This window comes from Niveispirillum sp. CC-CTL257 (assembly GCF_059489915.1).
In genome coordinates this window covers 139,438-159,254 of the sequence record NZ_JCAJXE010000004.1, presented here as the reverse complement: position 1 = coordinate 159,254, position 19,817 = coordinate 139,438, and the positions used below count along the sequence as shown (strand labels likewise).

At 62.6% G+C, this 19,817-nt stretch carries 1 protein-coding gene; it reads left to right on the top strand.

Translation table 11 applies throughout. The annotated features are described in order from the left end of the window. The first annotated feature begins 221 nt into the window (after nucleotides 1–221). Nucleotides 222–19,805: a cadherin domain-containing protein gene (locus tag ABC729_RS21390; RefSeq protein WP_495609633.1), complete on the top strand. Its 19,584-nt coding sequence runs from the start codon at nucleotides 222–224 to the stop codon at nucleotides 19,803–19,805. Nucleotides 19,806–19,817: the final 12 nt, after the last annotated feature.

The window sequence follows — 19,817 nt, the reverse complement described above, 5'->3', positions numbered from 1 at the left end:
TATGAGTTATTGTCAGACCGATTCTGTCGGTCGGACCAGGACCTACGCCTTTGGTATAGGCAAGGTCCCTGCGGGTGGGACGAGGAACGGATATGGCTGCTGGCGGTACGTTGACCCTTTCGGGTGGCGCGGACGTAACCCTCTCAACGGGTACCGTCTATTCCTTCGTCAGGGGGGCTGGCGGCTCTCAGGGCCTCGTACTCAGCAGCGCCGGTCAGACCATGACCGTGACGAATATCGATCACCTTTACGGCGTCAGAAGCGTCACGCCGAAGGAAGTGATCACGCTGGGTGGCACCGCCGGCAATACGCTGGGCGTGCAGCATCTGGAAACCATCATCGGGAACAAGGGTGCCGACACCCTGACCATGTCGAGTTTCGGCAACACGATGCTTTTGAGCAACGTGGAGACCCTGATCGGTGCCAGTACGGGCACCGAAATCATGACCCTGTCCGGCACAGCCGGCAATACTGTTGCGATCAGCTTCATTGAATCGCTGATCGGTGACAGTGGTAACGACATCGCCATCTCCACCAACAGCAACGGCACCACCACCGTCATCGGTCTGTTCGAAACGATCATCGGCAACGGCACCTTTGATCTGCTGGCCAGCGTCGGCACGCTGAACGGCAACACAGCACTGGTCATCGGGTTCGATGTGATCCTGGGCCATGGCTCCAAGACCGATGTCTATACGCTGGGTTCCGGCGGCAACACGATGGGCATCTCGTTCGTCGATACGCTGATCGGCAGTAGCAGCTACGACGTCGTTACCAACGCCTATAAAACCGGCACCATCGAGACCCGCACCGGCGGCATGTCGATGAACGTGTCGGGCATCGAGTATGTGGCCGGTGGTTCGAGCGGCAAGGACATGCTGATCCTGGCCGATGCCAGCACGACCATTACCATTGCCGATATCGATACGCTGGTCGGGTCCAGCGGCGGTCAGGATGTCGTCACCATCGAGGAACGGCGGGCAACGCCGATCTACGGCACCACGGCGCTGGTCACCGCGACCAGCATGGGCACGATGTTCATCTCCCTGGTCGAAACCCTGATCGGGTCGGCCGGAGCAGAAGTCATCTGGATGACTGCGCCCGGCGCCAGCGCCGGCACCACCATGGGCATCAGCCTGATCGATACGCTGATCGGCTCCTCGACCAGCACGGTTGATTATGTGCGCATCCTGCAAACCGGTGGCAGCACGACAAATGTCGCGCTGGTGGACACCCTGCAGGGTACGGCCAGCACCGACATTGTCACGATGTCGAAAATCGGCAGCTTCACTAACAGCATGCTGATCCGGGATATCGAGACCCTGATCGGCGGCTCTGGTACCGATCACATCTCCTTCACCAGCGCCAGCACCCTGACGATTGCTGCGATCGAAACGCTGACGGGCAGCAGCGGCATCGACAGGGTTCAATTCCTGGCCACCGACATCACGCAAGCCGTGATGTACAACATCGAGACGCTGACCGGCGGCAATGTCAGCAACATCATCACGCTGGGGGCCGGGTCGACCGTCAGTGTCGACATGCTGGGCACGCTTGTCGGTTCCTCTACGACGGACATTGTAAACCTGTCCACTGCGGCCACCAGCTTGGATGTCCGCAGTGTCGAAACGCTGGTCGGCAGCAGCTTTGTCGATAGTGTCTATTTTGGTGCGGACGGCACGCAGGGCGGCACGATCTCCGTTTCCTTGGTCGAAACGCTGATCGGCAATGGCGTCAACACGGTGGCGCTGGCCGGCAGCAGCGGCCAGACCGTCATGGCCGCCTTGCTGTCAACGCTACAGGGCAGCAGCGGTCGGGATATTGTCACGCTGGCATCCAGTGGCAACACCACCCAAGTCGTGGGTGTTGAAACGCTGATCGGCAGCGGCGGCTCCAACACCATCACGTTCGGCGACAGCAAGGCCACAATCTTCGTGTCCGGCGTCGACACTGTTGTCACAGCGTCGCAGACGCTGGCTCTGGCGGGTGCCGCACAGACGATTGTTATCGGCGGCGTCACCAATATTCTGAACATGCCCGCCACAGGCGGCAGCAGCAACGTCATCCTTCCGTTTGAAACCGTCATCGGCAATGCCAGCACCGACATCGTCACCCTGGCGCAGACGCAGGGCACGACGCTGGCCGTGCAGCTGCTTGAAACCCTGATCGGCAGCAGTGCCAACGAAGTGGTGACGGTCACCGGCACCCATGGCAGCACGATGCTGGTAAGCCAGGTGGAAAGCCTGACGGGCGGCAGCAATTCCGACACCGTCCTTTATGGCACGGCCACGACCAGCATGGCCGTATTGGGCGTGGAAACGCTGATCGGCAGCAGTGGCACCGATATTGTCACCCATCTGAATGCCAACGGCTTCACCATCGCGGTATCGCAACTGGAAAGCATCGTCGGCAATGCCGGCACCAATGTCATCACCAGTACCGGCAGCACGGCCACCCTGGGCTCCACCACCAGCGTCTCTTTGGTGGAGAGCCTGACCGGCGATGTCGGGGCCGACACCGTCATGTTGGATGCCGCCGGCAACACCATTGTTCTGGCCCTGGTTGAAACTGTCCGTGGTGGTGCCGGAACGGACGTGGTCAGCCTTGCCAGCGGCGGCAGCACGCTGACTATTTCCGGGATCGAAACCCTCACCGGCCTGAGCAGCGGCAGCGATGTTGTTACCATCGCCAGTGGTGGCACGACCCTTTTGGCCACCGGCATTGAGACGCTGCTGGGCGGCACCGGCACTGACCTCGTCACGCTGGGTGGCAGCGGCCAGACGGTCACCGCCGGGAGTCTGGAGTCACTGGTCGGTACTGCCGGCAATGATCGTGTCGTTCTGGCATCCGGTGGCAACACCCTTGCCATCACCCTGGTTGAAAGCGTGACAGGCGGTGACGGCAACGACACCGTCTCCCTGTCCGGCACCGCCAGCAGCACCGTGTCTGTCAGTCTGGTTGAAACCCTGATCGGCAACAGCGGTGTCAACGCGCTTACCCTTTCCAGCGCGAGCGGCAACACCCTCTTCCTGTCGCTGATCGAAAGTCTGGTCGGCAACAGCGGCAACGACGTGGTCGCCAGCACCGGCGCCGCTGGTTCCACCGTCAACATCACAGCTGTTGAAACGTTCCTGGGTGGCGGCGGCAACGATCTGGTGACCCTGGGCGGCTCCGGTGCCACCGTCACCGTCGGGGGGGTGGAAGGCCTTACCGGCAGCGCCGGCACGGATTTGGTGAATTTCCTCAGCACCGGCGGCAGCATCGCCGTCTCGCTGGTGGAAAGTCTGGTGGGCAGTACCGGCAACGATCAGGCCACCCTGTCATCCAGTAATGGTAACACCGTCAGCGTCACCGACCTGGAACGGATTATCGGCGGCAGCGGTACGGACCGGGTGACGGTTGTCGGCGGCAGTGGTGCCACGATCCAAATCTCGTTGATTGAAAGCCTGACCGGTGGTGCCGGTACAGAGGTCGTCACCACGACCACCAGCGGGGCCACACTCGCCCTGCAATTGGTCGAAACACTGGTGGGCAATACGGCACAGGACAGCGCCATCCTGGCCGCCGGCGGCAACAGCGTCTTTGTCAGCAAGGTTGAAAGCATTCTGGGCGGCAGCGGCGCAGATACGGTGTTCGTCGGCACCGGTGGCAATACCCTGGTTGTGTCACAGGTCGAAAGCCTGGTCGGCAATACCGGTGCCGATGTCGCGGTCATGGGTTCGGGCGGCGGTACCATCACGGTCAGCAATGTTGAAACCCTGATTGGCGGCACAGGCAGCGACAGCGGTACGCTGGACGGCAACAGCGGCGGCACCTTCACCGTCTCGCTGATGGAAAGCCTGACAGGCGGCAGCGGCACCGAGATTATCACGCTGGGTAACGGCGGGGCGACACTGGCCGTGTCGCTGATCGAAAGTCTGGTTGGCGGCACCGGCACCGACATCGCCGTCCTGGCCGACGCTTCCGGCAACACCCTGTCCGTTACCGGCATTGACGGCGTTACGGGCAGCAGCGGCAATGATCTGGTCACTGTCAGCCAGACATCGGCCAACACCTTGACCATTTCCCTGGTCGAAACCGTGCGTGGCGGCAGTGCGACTGACACGGTGGCGCTGGGTGTCGGCAACAATACGCTGACGGTCGATCTGGTGGAAAACATCGTCGGCAACAGCGGCACCGATACGGTGCGCCTGTCCGCGAACACCAATGGCAATGACCTCACCGTCGCGGCGGTCGAGCGTGTTCTCGGCGACGCTGGCGGCACCATTGACCATGTCAGAATGGCCACAGGCGGCGGCACCATCGCCGTGTCGCTGATCGAAAGCCTGACCGGCACGCTGGCAAATGATGTCGCCTCCATCACGGATAACAGCGGCAGTACTGTCACCGTCTCTCTGATCGACAGCCTGACCGGCGGCAGCGGTACGGACATTGTGGGGCTGGGCGGTACTGCTGGCACCACCATCTCTGTCACGTCGATTGAAAGCCTGACCGGCAGCAGCGGTGCCGACAGCGTGAGACTGGGTGGGCTTGGTGGCACACTGACCGTCACCGGGGTCGAAAGCATTACCGGCAGTTCCGGCAATGATGTGGTGACTGCGCGCAGTGGCAGCGGCACCACCGTCACCCTGTCCGTCTCACTGGTGGAGACCCTGGCCGGCGGCGATGGGACCGATATTGCTCTGTTGGGCAGTGGCGGCAATACGATCACCACAAGCCTGCTGGAAACCATCATCGGCAATACCGGCAGTGATACGCTGTTGTTCGATGCCAATGGCGGCACGATCAGCGTATCAGGCCTGGAAAGTCTGGTCGGCGGCGCCGACGTTGATGTGGCAACCATCCGGGACACCACCGGGACCGTTTTTGTCACCGGCCTGGAAACCGTCTACACGGCCAACGCCACCTATAATCTGGCCGGTGCCACGACCTTCATCGTGGTCAACCCGCCAGAAAGCATCCTGACGGTCCCGAGTGCCAGCGGCAACACGGTCACCGTCGATGCCTATCAGACAATCATCGGTCAGGCCGGGAATGACGTTGTCACCTTCACCCAATCCTCCACTCTGGCCGTGCGGCTGCTGGAAAGCCTGATCGGCAGTACTGGTCAGGATGTCGTTGCCGGCACCGGCACGGACGGGGCCACCCTGAGTGTTTCCAATTTGGAGACACTATTGGGCGGCTCGGGCCTGGACAAGGTGACCCTGGCCGACGGTGGCAACAGCATCGCGGTGACGCTGTTGGAGAGCCTGACCGGCGGCACCGGCATTGATGCCGTACAGGCGCAGGGGACGAGCGGCTTCACCATGTCGGTGGAACTGCTGGAAACCATCACCGGCAATGGCGCCATCAATGTCATCACCGATACCGGCTCCTTCGGCTCCACCCTGTCGGTCAGCGGCCTGGAAACGCTGGTCGGGAATATCGGCCAGGGCACAGACGTTGCGATCCTGGACAATGGCGGCACCACGCTGCGGGTCGGTGAATTCAGCAGCCTGATCGGCGGCACCGGCACCGACATTATCAGCCTGACCACCCATAGCAGTACGCTTTCGGTCTCTGGCATCGAAGCCGTCATCGGCAGCACCGGCCATGATCAGGTCAACCTGACGGATGCCGGCGGCGTGACCATCACTGTGTCGCAGCTGGAAACACTGACGGGCGGCACTGGGGCCGATCTGGCCAGGTTGGGTAGTGACGGCAACACATTCCAAGTCGCCGGCATAGAGACGGTGGCAGGCGGTTCCGGCTTTGATGAATTGCTGGCCTTCTCCGCCGGTACAACGCTGAGCGTGTCCAGCATCGAGAAGTTCACGGGCACCGCCGGCACAGACAAGCTGACAATGGCCGACACAACGGCCAGCACCATCACGGTCGGCCTTGTGGAGAGCATAACCGGCGGCGGCAGCATTGACACGGTTGCACTGGGCGCGGGTGGCAACACCATAGCCGTCTCCCTGATTGAAAAGCTGGCGGGTGGAAGTGGCGTTGACGTGGCGTCGCTGACAGCCGGCACCACGATCACATCTGTCGGCGTGGAAACGCTGATCGGTGCGGGTGGCAGCAGCGTTCTGACGTTGACCGACCCGGAGGCCACTATCTGGGTAGTGGGGATCGAAACGGTCTATACGCCGAATGGCACGATCACGATCACCGAACCCGATCTGAGCAATGGCCGCCAGATTGTTATCAGCAATCAGATCATCAATCTGCCCAGCGGCAACGACATCTTTAATTATCGTACCGTTATCGGCAGCGGCGGAACGGATGTCGTCACCTTCACGAACCCCTCCACCATGTCGGTGGAGGCGGTGGAGACTTTGATCGGTTCCAGTGGAACCGATCTCGTGACCACCACGGGGCCCGCCGGCATCACCATGCTGGTGTCGTTGATTGAAAGCCTGAATGGCGGTGCGGGCCTGGATCATATCCAGTTGGACACCACGGCCGGCACCATGGCGGTGTCTCTGGTAGAGACGATTGTCGGCGGCACCGCCACCGATACGGTCCTGCTGGCAGCATCGGGCAACACAGTTGCCATATCGCTGGTGGAAAGCCTGATCGGTGGGGCCGGCAAGGATGTTGTGACCAATGCCGGCGGTGCAGCCACCTTCTCCGTCAGCGCGCTAGAAACTCTGGTCGGCGGCAGTGGTGCCCAGTTTGTCACCTCCACCGGCACATCAGGCTCCACCATGCTGGTGGAAGAGGTCGAAACCCTGCTGGGCGGCACGGGCATTGACGATGTGACCTTGTCCGCATCCGGCAATACGATGAGCCTCGGCGGCGTTGAGACGCTGCGGGGTGGTGCTGGTACCGACGTCCTGACCCTGTCGAACTTGGGCAACACGATCACCCTAACGGCGGTGGAAGCCCTGACCGGCGGTTCGGGCAACGATCAGGTGACCCTCGGCACGGGCGGCAACACGATCACGGCCACCGCTATTGAACTGCTGAAGGGCGGGGCTGGAACTGACATTCTGACGATTGGTGCTGGCGGCAGCACCTTCGCCATCGCGCTGGTCGAAACACTGACTGGCAGCGGCAGCATTGAAGCGGTGACCAGCACAGGCACCGCTGGCGTTACGCTCCTGGTCAGCGCCATCGACACCCTGATTGGCGACACCGGCACCGACATCGTCACGGTGGATGGCAATGCCGGCAACACCATTACTGTCGCGTTGCTGGAGACCTTGACCACCGGCACGGGACAGGATGTCGTCCGCTTTGCCGACAGCCGCGACACCACCCTGCTGGTCATCGGCGTCGAGACACTAATCGGCGGCACCGGCAGTGACAATGTCATCCTGACAACGGCGGGTACCACCACCACCGTCTCCCTGATCGAACAGCTGACGGGCGGGGCCGGCACGGACAATGTGACACTGGCAGCCGCCACGACACTGGCCGTTTCGCTGATTGAGACGCTGACCGGCTCGTCCGCGCTGACGGATGCCATCAACGGCACCGGAGCGCTGGGCTCCACCCTAACCATATCCAAGGTTGAAACCATCATCGGTGCGAGCGGCACCGACGTTGTTACACTGACGGACAGCGGTAACACGGTTTTTGTGGGCCTGCTGGAAACCCTGATGGCCAGCAGTGGTCAGGATGTTGTCGGCTTCACCAGCGAAGGGGCCACGGTCGCGGTGGCCGGGGTTGAACAGCTGATCGGCGGTGCCGGAACCGATGCTGTGACCCTGACCGACAGCGGCAACAGCGTCACCATCCAGAATCTTGAAAGCGTGACCGGCAGCGTGGGCCAGGATGTTGTCACCTTCGCCGCTGGCGGCAGCACGACGCAAGTCTCGTTGGTCGAAACCCTGGTGGGCGCGTCCGGCATCCAGGCGGCTATTCTGAGCAGCCTGGGCGGGACGCTGGCCTTCAGTATTGTGGAAACGCTGCTGGGCAGCGGCACCGGTATTGATGTGCTGACGGCCGCAGCAACCAACAGCACTTACGTTGTCGGTGCCATTGAAACCCTGATCGGTGGCAGCGCAACCGATAGGGTCACCCTGGCCAGCGGTGGCACCACGATGATGGTAACGCTGGTGGAATCGCTAACCGGTGGCATCAGCACCGACGCTATCAGCCTGGGTAATCAGGGGAATACCATTAACGTCTCGCTGCTGGAGCTGTTGATCGGCGGTAGCGGGAAAGATGAGGTGACCCTGCGGTCCGGCGGCAACAGCATCCAGGTTGGGGATATTGAGACGCTGACCGGCGGTTCCGGGCTTGACGAGGTAAGCCTGGCATCATCCGGCACCACCCTTGGCTTGACGCTGGTCGAGACGATACTGGGCGGTGTAGGCAAGGATGTCGTTATAACCCTCAGCAACAGCGGCAACAGCGTTTGGATTTCCGCGCTGGAGACGCTGATTGGCGGCACGGGCACGGAAGTGGCTACCGTGACCGGCACTGCGGGCAATACCCTGTTGCTGGACAAAATTGAGAGCTTCATCGGCGGTACCGGCACTGACGTGATCGTCATGACCGATGGCGGCAGCACCACAACGATACGCGGTGTCGAGACGCTGACAGGTGGAACCGGCGCCGATATCGTCACCCTCTCCACGGGCGGCCATACCCTCAGCATATCGGCTGTGGAGACACTCACCGGTGGCAGTGGGCTTGACAATGTCACTCTGGACAACGCCGGCAATACCATTCAGGTCTACCGACTGGAGACGCTAACCGGCGGCACCGGTGTAGACGTTGTCAGTTACAATAGTACCGCAGGCAGCACAATCGTCATCGGGCTCCTGGAAACGCTGATCGGGAGCAACGTTTCCGATGGTGCCTTCCTCCACAGCGCAGGCAACACGCTGAACATCAGTGCGTTTGAACGATTGATCGGCACCGGTGACGGGATTGACGTGGTCACCTTGGCGGCGTCCAGCACGGTGACAATTGCTGAGCGGCTGGAAACACTGATCGGTTCCAGCGGAACGGACGTCGTCAGCAGCTTGGGGACGTCCGGTGCCACAATGCTTGTGTCATCGTTTGAATCGATCATTGGTGGCAACGGAACACATGTCGTCACCCTGGCCAGCAGTGCAACCGTCCTGGTGTCGTCCCTGGAAACGCTGGTGGGCGGTACCGGTATTGACGAAATGAAGATTTCCGGCAGCGGCGCTACCATCGCGGTGTCGCGCGTTGAGACCATTACCGGCAATAGCGGCTTAGATGCCATTACAAGCCTTGATACGGGCGGTGGCACCCTGTCCGTGCATCTGGTCGAAGCCTTGACCGGCAATAACGGTCGTGATGTCGCTATCCTGACCAATACAAATAACACGATTTCCGTCAGCCTGTTGGAGACCTTGACCGGCGGCAGCGGCAATGACGTTGTCCGCCTGAGCAGCAGCACCATGACCACCAGCCTGGTGGAAACCCTGGTGGGTACTGGCAGCGGTGCCGCCATCATCCTGGCGAGCAGCAGCGGCCAAACGCTGATGGTGTCCGCCTTGGACACGTTGGTCGGCGGTGCGGGAACCGACGTGGTCACGCTGTTCGGAACCTCCGCCAATCAGACCACCTTGGTCAATTTCGAGACCATCGTCGGCAGCGCGGCGACAGATGCTATCACCCTGGGCAGTGGCGGCAGCACGCTGCGGTTCGAAGCGCTGGAGACGCTGGCAGGTGGTGCCGGCAAGGATGTCGTCACAGCGACGGTCAGCGGCACCTTTGCCATCGCCCTGCTGGAAACCCTGACGGGTGCCAGTGGCACAGATGTCATCACGAACACGGGCAACGGCGGCATTACCGTGGCGATGCAGGGCATCGAAACGCTGATCGGTGGCTCTGGCAATGACGCCGCCAGCCTGACAAGCACCAGTGCCAATGACATCAGGGTCTCGCAGATCGAAACCCTGATCGGCAACAGCGGCATCGACAAAGTGACGCTGGCCAACGGCGGCAACCAGATACTGGTATCGCAGTTTGAGACCATCATCGGCGGCACCGGCACCGACGTTGTGACGCTCGAAGCCACTTTCGTCGTGGTCGACAGCGTCCCGGTCCTGCAGAGCAATGTCATCATTTCCGATGTCGAGACGATCATCGGCGGCAAGGGCAGTGATACAGCAACCCTGACCAGCGGCAACGATATCGTCACCGTTTCGCTGATGGAGAATATTGATGCCGGGGCCGGTGACGACCAGCTGTACATGGCCAGTGGCGGTGGCACAATCACAGTCACCAACCTGGAAACCCTGATCGGTGGGAGCGGTTATGATGCCGCCACCCTGGGTGGCACGTCCGGCAGCACCATCCGGGTCCAGGCGCTGGAGGAACTGACCGGCGGTTCAGGCACCGATATCGTCAAACTGGTGAGCCCTGCCACCAGCGGCAGCACGCTCACCGTCTCGCTGCTGGACACGCTGACCGGCGGCGATGGCAATGATGTGGTCGTGCTGAAAGGCGTTTCGGTTGACCGGCAGGAACTGGACGGCAGCACGACGGTCACCGTTTCGCTGCTGGAATCCGTCATCACCATCAACGATGTCGAAAGTGTCATCGGTGCCAGCGGCACCATCGATATCGTTAAGTTGGGTAACGCTGGCGGCACAACGCTGAGCGCCATCGGCCTCGAAACGGTCATCGGCAACAGCGGTAACGACGTCGTCACCTTCACCGACACCGGCGCCACCATCCTGGTGTCAGGCCTGGAGACCGTCTATACGCCGACGGAAACGCTGTCGCTGGGCGGTGCGCTGACGACGGTCACCATCTTTGTGCCCGCTACGATTCTGTATCTCCCGTCAGCCGGTGCCACGGTCAGCGTGGACGCCTATGCGACCATCGTGGGCGATGTCGGCAAGGATGTTGTGACGCTGAGCAGGGGTGGTGGGTCGAAGGTGGCCGTGGAACTGCTGGAGACCCTGACGGGCAGCAGCTTTGTAGAGAATGTCACCGTTTCCAGCAGCAGCGGCTCCACCATGCTGATTTCGCTTCTGGAGACACTCACGGGTAATACCGGGCGGGACGTCGCTACACTCGGTTCCAATGGCAACACACTGGCCTTTTCACTGTTGGAAACGATCCAAGGTGGCACTGGGACTGACTATGTACAGGCGCTGAGTGGTGCCGGCTTCACTACCGCCGTGACGCAACTCGAAACCCTTATCGGTAACGGCAGCCTGAATGTCGTTACCTCGACCGGGTCGGGCGGTAGCACCATGGTCGTGTCGCAGCTGGAGACGCTGGTTGGCGGGCAGGGCCTGGATATTGTAAGCCTGTCCGGCGGCAGCACGCTGGCTGTCTGGCTGCTGGAAACCGTCATTGGCGGTTCAGGTGGGGACTTCATCACCGTTAAAGGCTTGAGTGCTACTGCGGGCAGCATCAACGCCTATCTGGATGGCCAGGCGGGCAATGACACACTGGTCGGTGGCCTTGGTAACGATACCCTGGCCGGCGGCAATGGCAGCGATACGCTGACCGGCGGCGCAGGCATCGATATGTTCGATATCGGCAATGGCGATACGGTTACGGACCTGGCCGAAACGGAGCAGCTGCGCATAAGCGGGTCTGTTTTCACCGAAAATCAGCTGACCCTGAGCAGCAGCGGCAATGATGCCATCCTTAGTTTCGGCGGAAATCAGGTTGTACTGACCGATCGCGCCAGTCTGACGCTGGATAATCTTTACGTGACGGAGAGCGGTGGCTCGACAGTGATCGCTGTCGATACCACCGCCCCGGCCATCCGTTCGACGGTTGTTAACGGCTCTGTTAACCCCAGCAGCTCTACCGCCTCCTTTACCGTGAAATTCTCCGAGGCGGTAACCGGCATTGGAGTGTCGAGCTTTGTTGCCGTGGACGTGTCCGGTTACAATAAGTCGATTTCGTCCTCTATTCTGTCGGTTACGGGCAGCGGCGACACCTACACGGTCAATCTGGGCAAGATTTCGGGCGAGGGCACCCTACAGCTCGGCGTGGTTCCCGGCAATGTCCGGGACTTGGCCGGCAACCTCGTCACCGCTACCAGCGTAAGCAATTCCTACTCGGTCGATACTGTCGCGCCGACGAACATTGCTAACTCCTTCGTTCCTGTCGTGGAGGGCGCTGCTGCCGGCACCACGGTTGGCTACGTCACCGCCAGCGATATCAGCGCCCTCACCTACAGGCTGGTGGATAGCGCAGGCGGACGCTTCGCGATCAACAGCAAGTCAGGCCTGGTCACTGTCGCGGACGGTAAACTTCTCGATTTCGACAAAGCCACCAGTCATTCGGTGACCGTGGAGGTTTCCGACGGAAATCTGACATCGACACAGGCATTGACCATCAGCATCACGAACGTTCCGCCGAGCATCCCCACAGACAAGGACGCCGCGGCCGACAGCGTGATTGAAGGTGCGGCCAACGGCACCGCCGTGGGGATCACCGTCAATGCAATCGACGGCGGCAGCGCCTCCCTGGTGTACACCCTGACAGACGATGCCGGTGGGCGCTTCCAAATCGATGCCAAAACCGGTGTGGTGACCGTCAAGGACGGCACTAAACTGGACTTTGAAACGGCATCAAAGCACACGATTGTGGCCCATGTCAGTGATGGCCATTCCGGCATCAGCAATCAAACCTTCACCATCGACGTCACCAACGCGCCCCCGACAAAGCCGCTGGATAGCGATAAGACCGCCAACAGCGTGACGGAAGGGGCCAAATCCGGCACGCTGGTCGGGATCACCGCGCAGGCGACCGATCCCGGCAATACCGTCGTTACCTACAGTCTTTCGAATGATGCGGGCGGATTGTTCCAGATCGACGCCAAGACAGGCATTGTGTCTGTCAAAGATGGCGACAAGCTGGATTTCGAAGCATCGGCCAGCCACGCGATCACTGTTCTGGCCAGCGACGGCAAGGGCGGCACCAGCACCGAAACTTTCACAATCGACCTGCTGAATGTTGTGCCGACCGTGCCGGTCGATGATGAAAACATGGCCAACAGCGTGGTCGAGGGATCCAAGGCGGGCGCCACCGTCGGCCTGACCGTCAAGGCTACAGATCCCGGCACCACGCCAGTCACCTACAGCCTGACGAATGATGCCGGCGGATTGTTCCAGATCGACGCCAAAACAGGTGTCGTGACGGTGAAGGACGCCGAGAAGATCGACTTTGAGACGGCAGCCAGCCATTCCGTCACGGCGCAGGCCAGTGATGGCAAAGGCGGTGTCAGCACCCAGACCTTCACCATCGCCGTCACCAACACGCCCCCCACTCTCCCGGTCGATCAAGATACGGCCGAGAACAGTGTGAAGACGGGGTCAGAAGCAGGCACATCCGTCGGGATCACCGCCTTTGCAACAGATCCGGGCACGACCCCTGTTACCTACAGCCTGCTGGCCGATGCCGGCGGCCTAGTTGCGATCGACGGCAAGACCGGTGCCGTAACCGTCAAGAATGGCGTGAACTGGACAGGCGTCCAAACCGGCGACCGTACCGTTACGGTGCAGGCCAGCGATGGTAAGGGCGGCTTAAGTCAGCAGAGCTTCACCCTGGCCGTCCAGGCCCAGACCAAGACGCCCAGTGCGCCGGTCCTGGCCAGCGGCAGCGATACCGGTATTTCGACCACCGACGGCATCACCAAAGCCGGCAGCCTGGTTCTAACCGGTACGGCAGAGGCTGGCGCAAAGGTCAATCTGCTGGTGGGCGGCGTCGCCAGCGGTCTGAGCGGCATTGCGGACGTGAATGGCGTCTACAGCATCACCTTCAACGCCAGCGCCACGACAGGTCCCCTGACCCTGAGCGCCACCGCAACCGGCAAGTCCGGACTGGTGAGCACGGTCAGCACCCCGACCACAATTACAGTTGATGGCCGGGCACCCACCGTGACCGGCGTGTCGGTGGTCGGCACCCCGGCACCGGGCAGCACCAGCCTGACATGGCGTGTCAGCTTCTCCGAAGCCGTCAGCGGCGTCACCGCCGGTGCCTTTGGTCTGGGTGCGACAGGCACGGCAAAGGGTGACATTGGCGCTGTCACTGTCGTGGACCCGCAAACTGTCGAGGTAACGGCCACAGGCGTGACCGGCGGCGGCACCCTGACACTAACAGTCGGTGGTTCCGGCATCACCGACGTCGCCGGTAACTCCATTGCTGGTGGGATTTCAGGCGCGCCCTTCATCGTGGGGCAGAGCCAGATCACGGCCACGGGTCTGTCGCGCGATCTCTCTTATGTGGAAGATGGTGGGGCCGTGTCCCTGGCCGGCGCCACCCTGACCGCGGCACCGAACGCCACCCTGACCGCAACCCTGACCTTGGCCGACCCGACAACGGGCCGGATTGAGGGTGGGGGCATCTATGATGCCACGTCGGGCATCTGGACCGCCACCGGCACGATGGCGCAGATCAATGCGGCGCTGGCAGCGGCCAGCTTTGTGCCGGCCCTAAACAATGACAAGCCAACCAGCGTCAGCCTTATCGTCACCGATAATATCGCCGGTAACGCACCTGTCGGCGGCACCATCACGCTGGCGGTCACGTCGGTCAATGATGCCCCGGTCATCGGAACAGCCATCGGCGATCAGACCGCGTCGGAAGGCAAGGCCTTTACCTTCACCCTGCCCGGCACGACCTTCAAGGACGTCGATACGGGCGACACGCTGACCTTGTCCGCCTCCCTGGCGGGTGGCGGCGCCCTGCCCGCCTGGCTGATCTTCGACGCTGCCACGGGCAGTTTCGGCGGCACGCCCGGGTTCAATGACGCCGGCAACCTGGGCATTAGCGTCACAGCCACCGACAAAACCGGGGCCTCTGTCACGCAGAGCTTTACCGTCGCCATCGCTGACGTCAATCAGGCCCCGAAGGCCGTGGATGACGCCGGCAGCGTCCGTGAAACCGGCGTCCTGACCGGGTCCGGCCTGTTGAGTAACGACACCGATATCGACATCGGTGACACCCGCACCATCATCGGCGTCAATGGTGGGGACGGGGTTGGCAGTCTGATCAGTCTGGCCTCTGGCGCGAAGGTCCAGGTCAATGCTGACGGCACCTACACCTATGATCCCAACGGCGCGTTCAAGGCGTTGCCGCTGGGTGGCAAGGGCCAGGACAGCTTCACCTACACGATCGCCGACAAGGGCGGCCTGACATCCACGGCCACCGTTATCATCACCATCGATGGTGAGAATAACGACCCGGTCATCCAGGCGCCCAAGCAGGTGGTCATCGCCAAGAACTCCGGGGCCATCGGCCTTTCCATCGACATGCCGGTCGATCCGGATGGCAATCAGTTATCCGTCACCATTGGCGAACTGCCGAGCAACGGCGTCCTGCAATATGCCGATGGCCGCGCGGTTGCGGCCGGTGCCGTAGTATCGGCCACTGAACTGGCCGGTCTGGCCTTCCGCGTCAATCCCGGCTTCTCCGGCTCGGCCGGGCGCGTCGTCTACTCCGTCAGCGACGGGCAGCGCAGCATTGCCAGCGCCGTGGATATCAGCATCGCGGAAGAACAGCTGATCGCCATCGGCGTCAGCAGCGGCGCGGCGTCGGTGCAGGTGGAACCGGCGGGCGACGCCCTGGTCGCCTATCGCTTCACAATCAGCCGCACCGCCGGGCAAACTCCCGCTATCGATGGCACGGTCACCGTCGGCTGGCGCATTGACGAAAGCAGCGGCATCGACCGGTTCGACTTCGCGGGGGACACGCTGCCATCCGGCACGGTCACTCTGGCACCGGGCCAGTCCACCCAGGAAATCACCATCCTGGTGAAATCAGACACCCTGATCGAAGGGGATGAAACCTTCACGGTAAAGCTGGAGGGTCTTTCTTCCTCCGGTCTGGTCCTGACCCCGCGTATCAACGACCCGTCCAGCGTATCGGGCACCATCCTGGATGGCGCACGCGACCGCCTGCCGCCGCGGGTCACAGGTGTTTCCGCCCCACCTGCCGGCACCTACTTCGCAGGCGACAGCGTCGAGATCAGCCTGACCTTCAGCGAGGCCGTGACGGTCACCGGTACGCCCGCCCTGGCCCTGCTGGTGGGCAATGCCAGCCGCCAGGCATCCTATGTCGGCGGCTCGGGCGGCTCGGTCCTGACCTTCCGCTATGTCGTGGGTGAGGGCGATGTGGACAGTGACGGCATCTCCGTCTCCGGCAGCATCATCAATGCCGCCGCCATCAAGGATGCGGCGGGTAATGCCGCCCTGCCTGACTTTACCCTGTCGGGCGCCAGTTTCGGTGGCGTTGTCGTCAACTTCATCCGCGGCAAGACCGTGGACGGCTATATCAGTGGCGCCCGCGTCTTCGCGGACGCCAATGGCAATGGTGTCCTGGATGCCGGCGAGGCTTCCTCCGTCACCGACGCCACCGGCAACTACACCATCGCCGGCGGCAGCGGTGCCTACATCATGGTGGGCGGCACCGATATCTCCACGGGCCAGACCTTCGACGGCGTGTATGAAGCGCCGGCCCGCGCCACCGTCATCAACCCGCTGACCAGCGCCATCGTCGGCCTGGCGGGCAAGCAGGCCAGCGTCGCAGCCAATCAGGCAGCGTCGGCTCAGCTGAAGGCGGTGCTTGGCATTGATGCTGGCCTTGACCTGATGAATGTCGATCCGCTGCAGGCGGCGACGGCATCGGGTGCCAACACCGCGCAGGTCGCGGCGGCCGTGAAGGCCCAGGCGGAGGCGGTGAAGATCGCCAACCTGATCGTGGATGGTGCCGCCGTGATGAACGGTGCCGCCACCACCACGCTGGGGGCTGGACAGGCGGGCCTTGCCATCCTGGATGCGCTGGCCGATGCTATCCGGGCCGTGCCAGTCGGGGCGACCCTGAACCTGGCCGACCCCGGCACACTGGCCACCATCCTGCGCGGGGCCGCCTCCCGGCTGCCCGGTGTGGATGCCGCCAAGGTCGGGGCCGTTGCCGCCAATGCCGGTATCATCATCGCGGCGGCCAATGCACAGGTGAATACCGCCGCCGCAACAGCCGACCCGACGGCAGCCCTTACCGCAATCGCCCGCGTTCAGGTCGTCGCCCAGACGACAACAGTCACGGCCCTGCGCAACGGCACCGCCGCCGGCAACCTGGATGCCGCTGTCGCCGCCCTGACGGGCAGCAGCCTGGATGCGGCGGTGGCCGGGGCGCAGGTTGGAACCGTCATTCCCACCCGTCTTTCCATCACAGCCGTCGATACGGCAAAGGCGGAGGGCGACAGCGGCTTCACCAACTTCACCTTCCAGGTCACCCGTTCGGGCAGCGCCCTGGGGGCCGCAACGGTCGATTACCGGGTCAGTGGCAATTCCGGTCTGGACACCACCGATTTCGGGGGCACCCTGCCCGCCGGCACCGTCAGCTTCGCCGCTGGCGAAACGGTGAAGACCATCACGGTCCGGGTGACCGCCGATACCGTCATCGAACAGGATGAACGGTTCACCGTCACCCTGTCCAACCCGTCATCCGGCATGGATATCCTGGTCGCCCAGGCCTATGCCACCATCGTGAATGACGACCCGGCCAACCCGCGCCTGTCCATGCCCACGACCACCGCCGTCCTGGCCGGTCGCAGCAGCATGGTGAGCGGTATCGCGGTTCAGGCCGCACAGGGCGGCACCGTCACGGTCACTCTGGTCGCCACGGGCGGTGCCATCACCCTGGTCGGCCCGGCCAGCCAGAGCCGGGGCAGCGGGGCCGTCACCCTGACGGGCACGCTGGCCGATGTGAACGCCACCCTGGCGGGCCTGTATTTCACGCCCAACAGCGGCAGCACAGCCGGCAGTATCCAGGTTGTGGCTGGCAACAACACCCTGCCGCGCAGCGACGTGGCAACGCTGGACCTGCGCGTGGCGACGGCACCGGAAAACATCCTGCCCGTCAAGCCGCTGGTGACTGCCGGTATCGCAGGCGAGATCATCGGCGTCAGTGTCGCCGACACCGACAGCCCAGTCCTGACCGTCACCCTGACCCCCACCGATGGTATCGTCAATGTGACCGCCATGGGTGACGTCACTGTCACGCGCAGTGCCAACGGGGTGCTGGTCCTAAACGGTGCCACCGCCGCCGTGAAACAGTCGCTGGCGACGATGGAGTTCACGGGCCTGTTGGGCAAGCCGGATGCATCGCTGCGGATTGAGACGGACGATCATGACCCTGTCACGCCCAATGACAGCGACATGATCCTGATCGAGGTGTTGCAGCCGCCGCAGACGGTAATCCCCGATGGCATCAGCATTCCGCGCGGCACCAGCGCCCCGATCAAGGGCATCAGCGTCGCCGACGCCGACAGCCCTGTCCTGTCGGTAACGCTGACGCCGACCAGTGGCACCGTGGCAGTGACCGCCGCCGGCACCGCCACCGTGACCCAGGTCAGCAATACCGCGATCCGTGTCACGGGCAGCGTGGCCGATGTGAACGCCACCCTGGAGACACTGCTTTTCACCACCATCGACGGGGTGGAGACGGCACAGCTTCTGGTCCAGACCTCCGACCTGGACGCCCGCACCTTGGACAGCGAGAAATTGCTGACCATCCGCGCGGTGGATGATGTGCTGCGCCTGCCGGCCGCTGGTGCCACGCTCAGCATCGACCGCTATGCCACGGTCATCGGCAATATCGGCCAGGATGTCATCACCCTGGCTCGCACCGCCGGCACCACCATCGCCGTGACACAGCTGGAAACGCTGATTGGCAGTGCCCAGAATGACGTGGTGACCAGCACCGGCAGCGTCGGTTCCACGATGAGTGTGGAAATGCTGGAAAGCCTGACGGGTTCGCCGGCCACCGATCTGATCTATCTGGGCGGTGCCTCCAGCACCATCTGGATCCAGCAGATCGAGGAACTGGTGGGCAGCCGTGGCCGCGACCGCGTCACCCTGGGCGATGGCGGCAACAGCATGACTGTCTCCGCGCTGGAGACGCTGATCGGTGGCCGTGGCCTGGATCAGGTCACGTTGGCCAGCGGTGGTGCCACCCTCTCCGTTGAGGGCATTGAAAGCCTTATCGGCAGCAGCGGCACCGACTTCGTCTTCACCGGTGCCGTGGGTGGTACGCTGTGGGCAAAGGGTATTGATGTCCTGGTGGGCGGTGCCGGCACGGATGCCGTCCGTCTGGCCGATGGCGGCAACAGCCTGCTGGTCCGTGGTCTGGAGACCCTGACCGGCGGCAATGGCACCGACATTGTGACGATCGGCAACAGCGGGGCCACCATGCTGGTCAGCGGGATCGAAACCCTGATCGGCGGCGCATCACGGGAAGTGATTACCCTGGGCAGCCAGGGCGGCACCATCCAGGTCAACGGGGTCGAAACCCTGACGGGCGGTAACGGGGCGGACGTCGTTACCGTGGCCGACGGCAAGGCCATCCGCTTCGAAGGCGGGGCCGGTGCCGATCAGATCGCACTGGGTACCGGTCAGGTGGCAGACCAGATCGTCTATCGCAATGCCGGTGACGGTGCGGCGGCGGGTGCCAATATAGGCTTCGACCGTATCACCAACTTCCAGACGGCTCTGGACAGTCTGGCCCTGGTCGGCAGCCTGCGCAGCCTGTTGGACCGCAACAGCGACGGGATTGTGCAGGGGGCCGACCGCGCCACCGGGCAGATCGATATGGCCAATGACGAGGTGGTGCGCCTGACCACCACGGCCAGCAGCCTGACCGATGACAGCCTGATCGCCATCCGAACCGCCATTGGCGCCCTGAAGAACCCCAGTGCCGGCGGCAGCGTCATGGTCCTGGCCAGCGACAATACCGATACGGGTGTCTATGTGATCACCAAAACTAATGGTGAGCAGAGCATCACATCTGGGGAGATCAAGCTGCTGGGTGTCGTCTCCAATGCCAAGCTTGGAACCGGCAACCTCACCTTCGGAGGATAGTTCCGGGTACTG

Coding starts and splice junctions, on each gene's coding strand:
- ABC729_RS21390 (WP_495609633.1), top strand. CDS start 222: ATGACCGTGACGAATATCGATCACCTTTACGGCGTCAGAAGCGTCACG.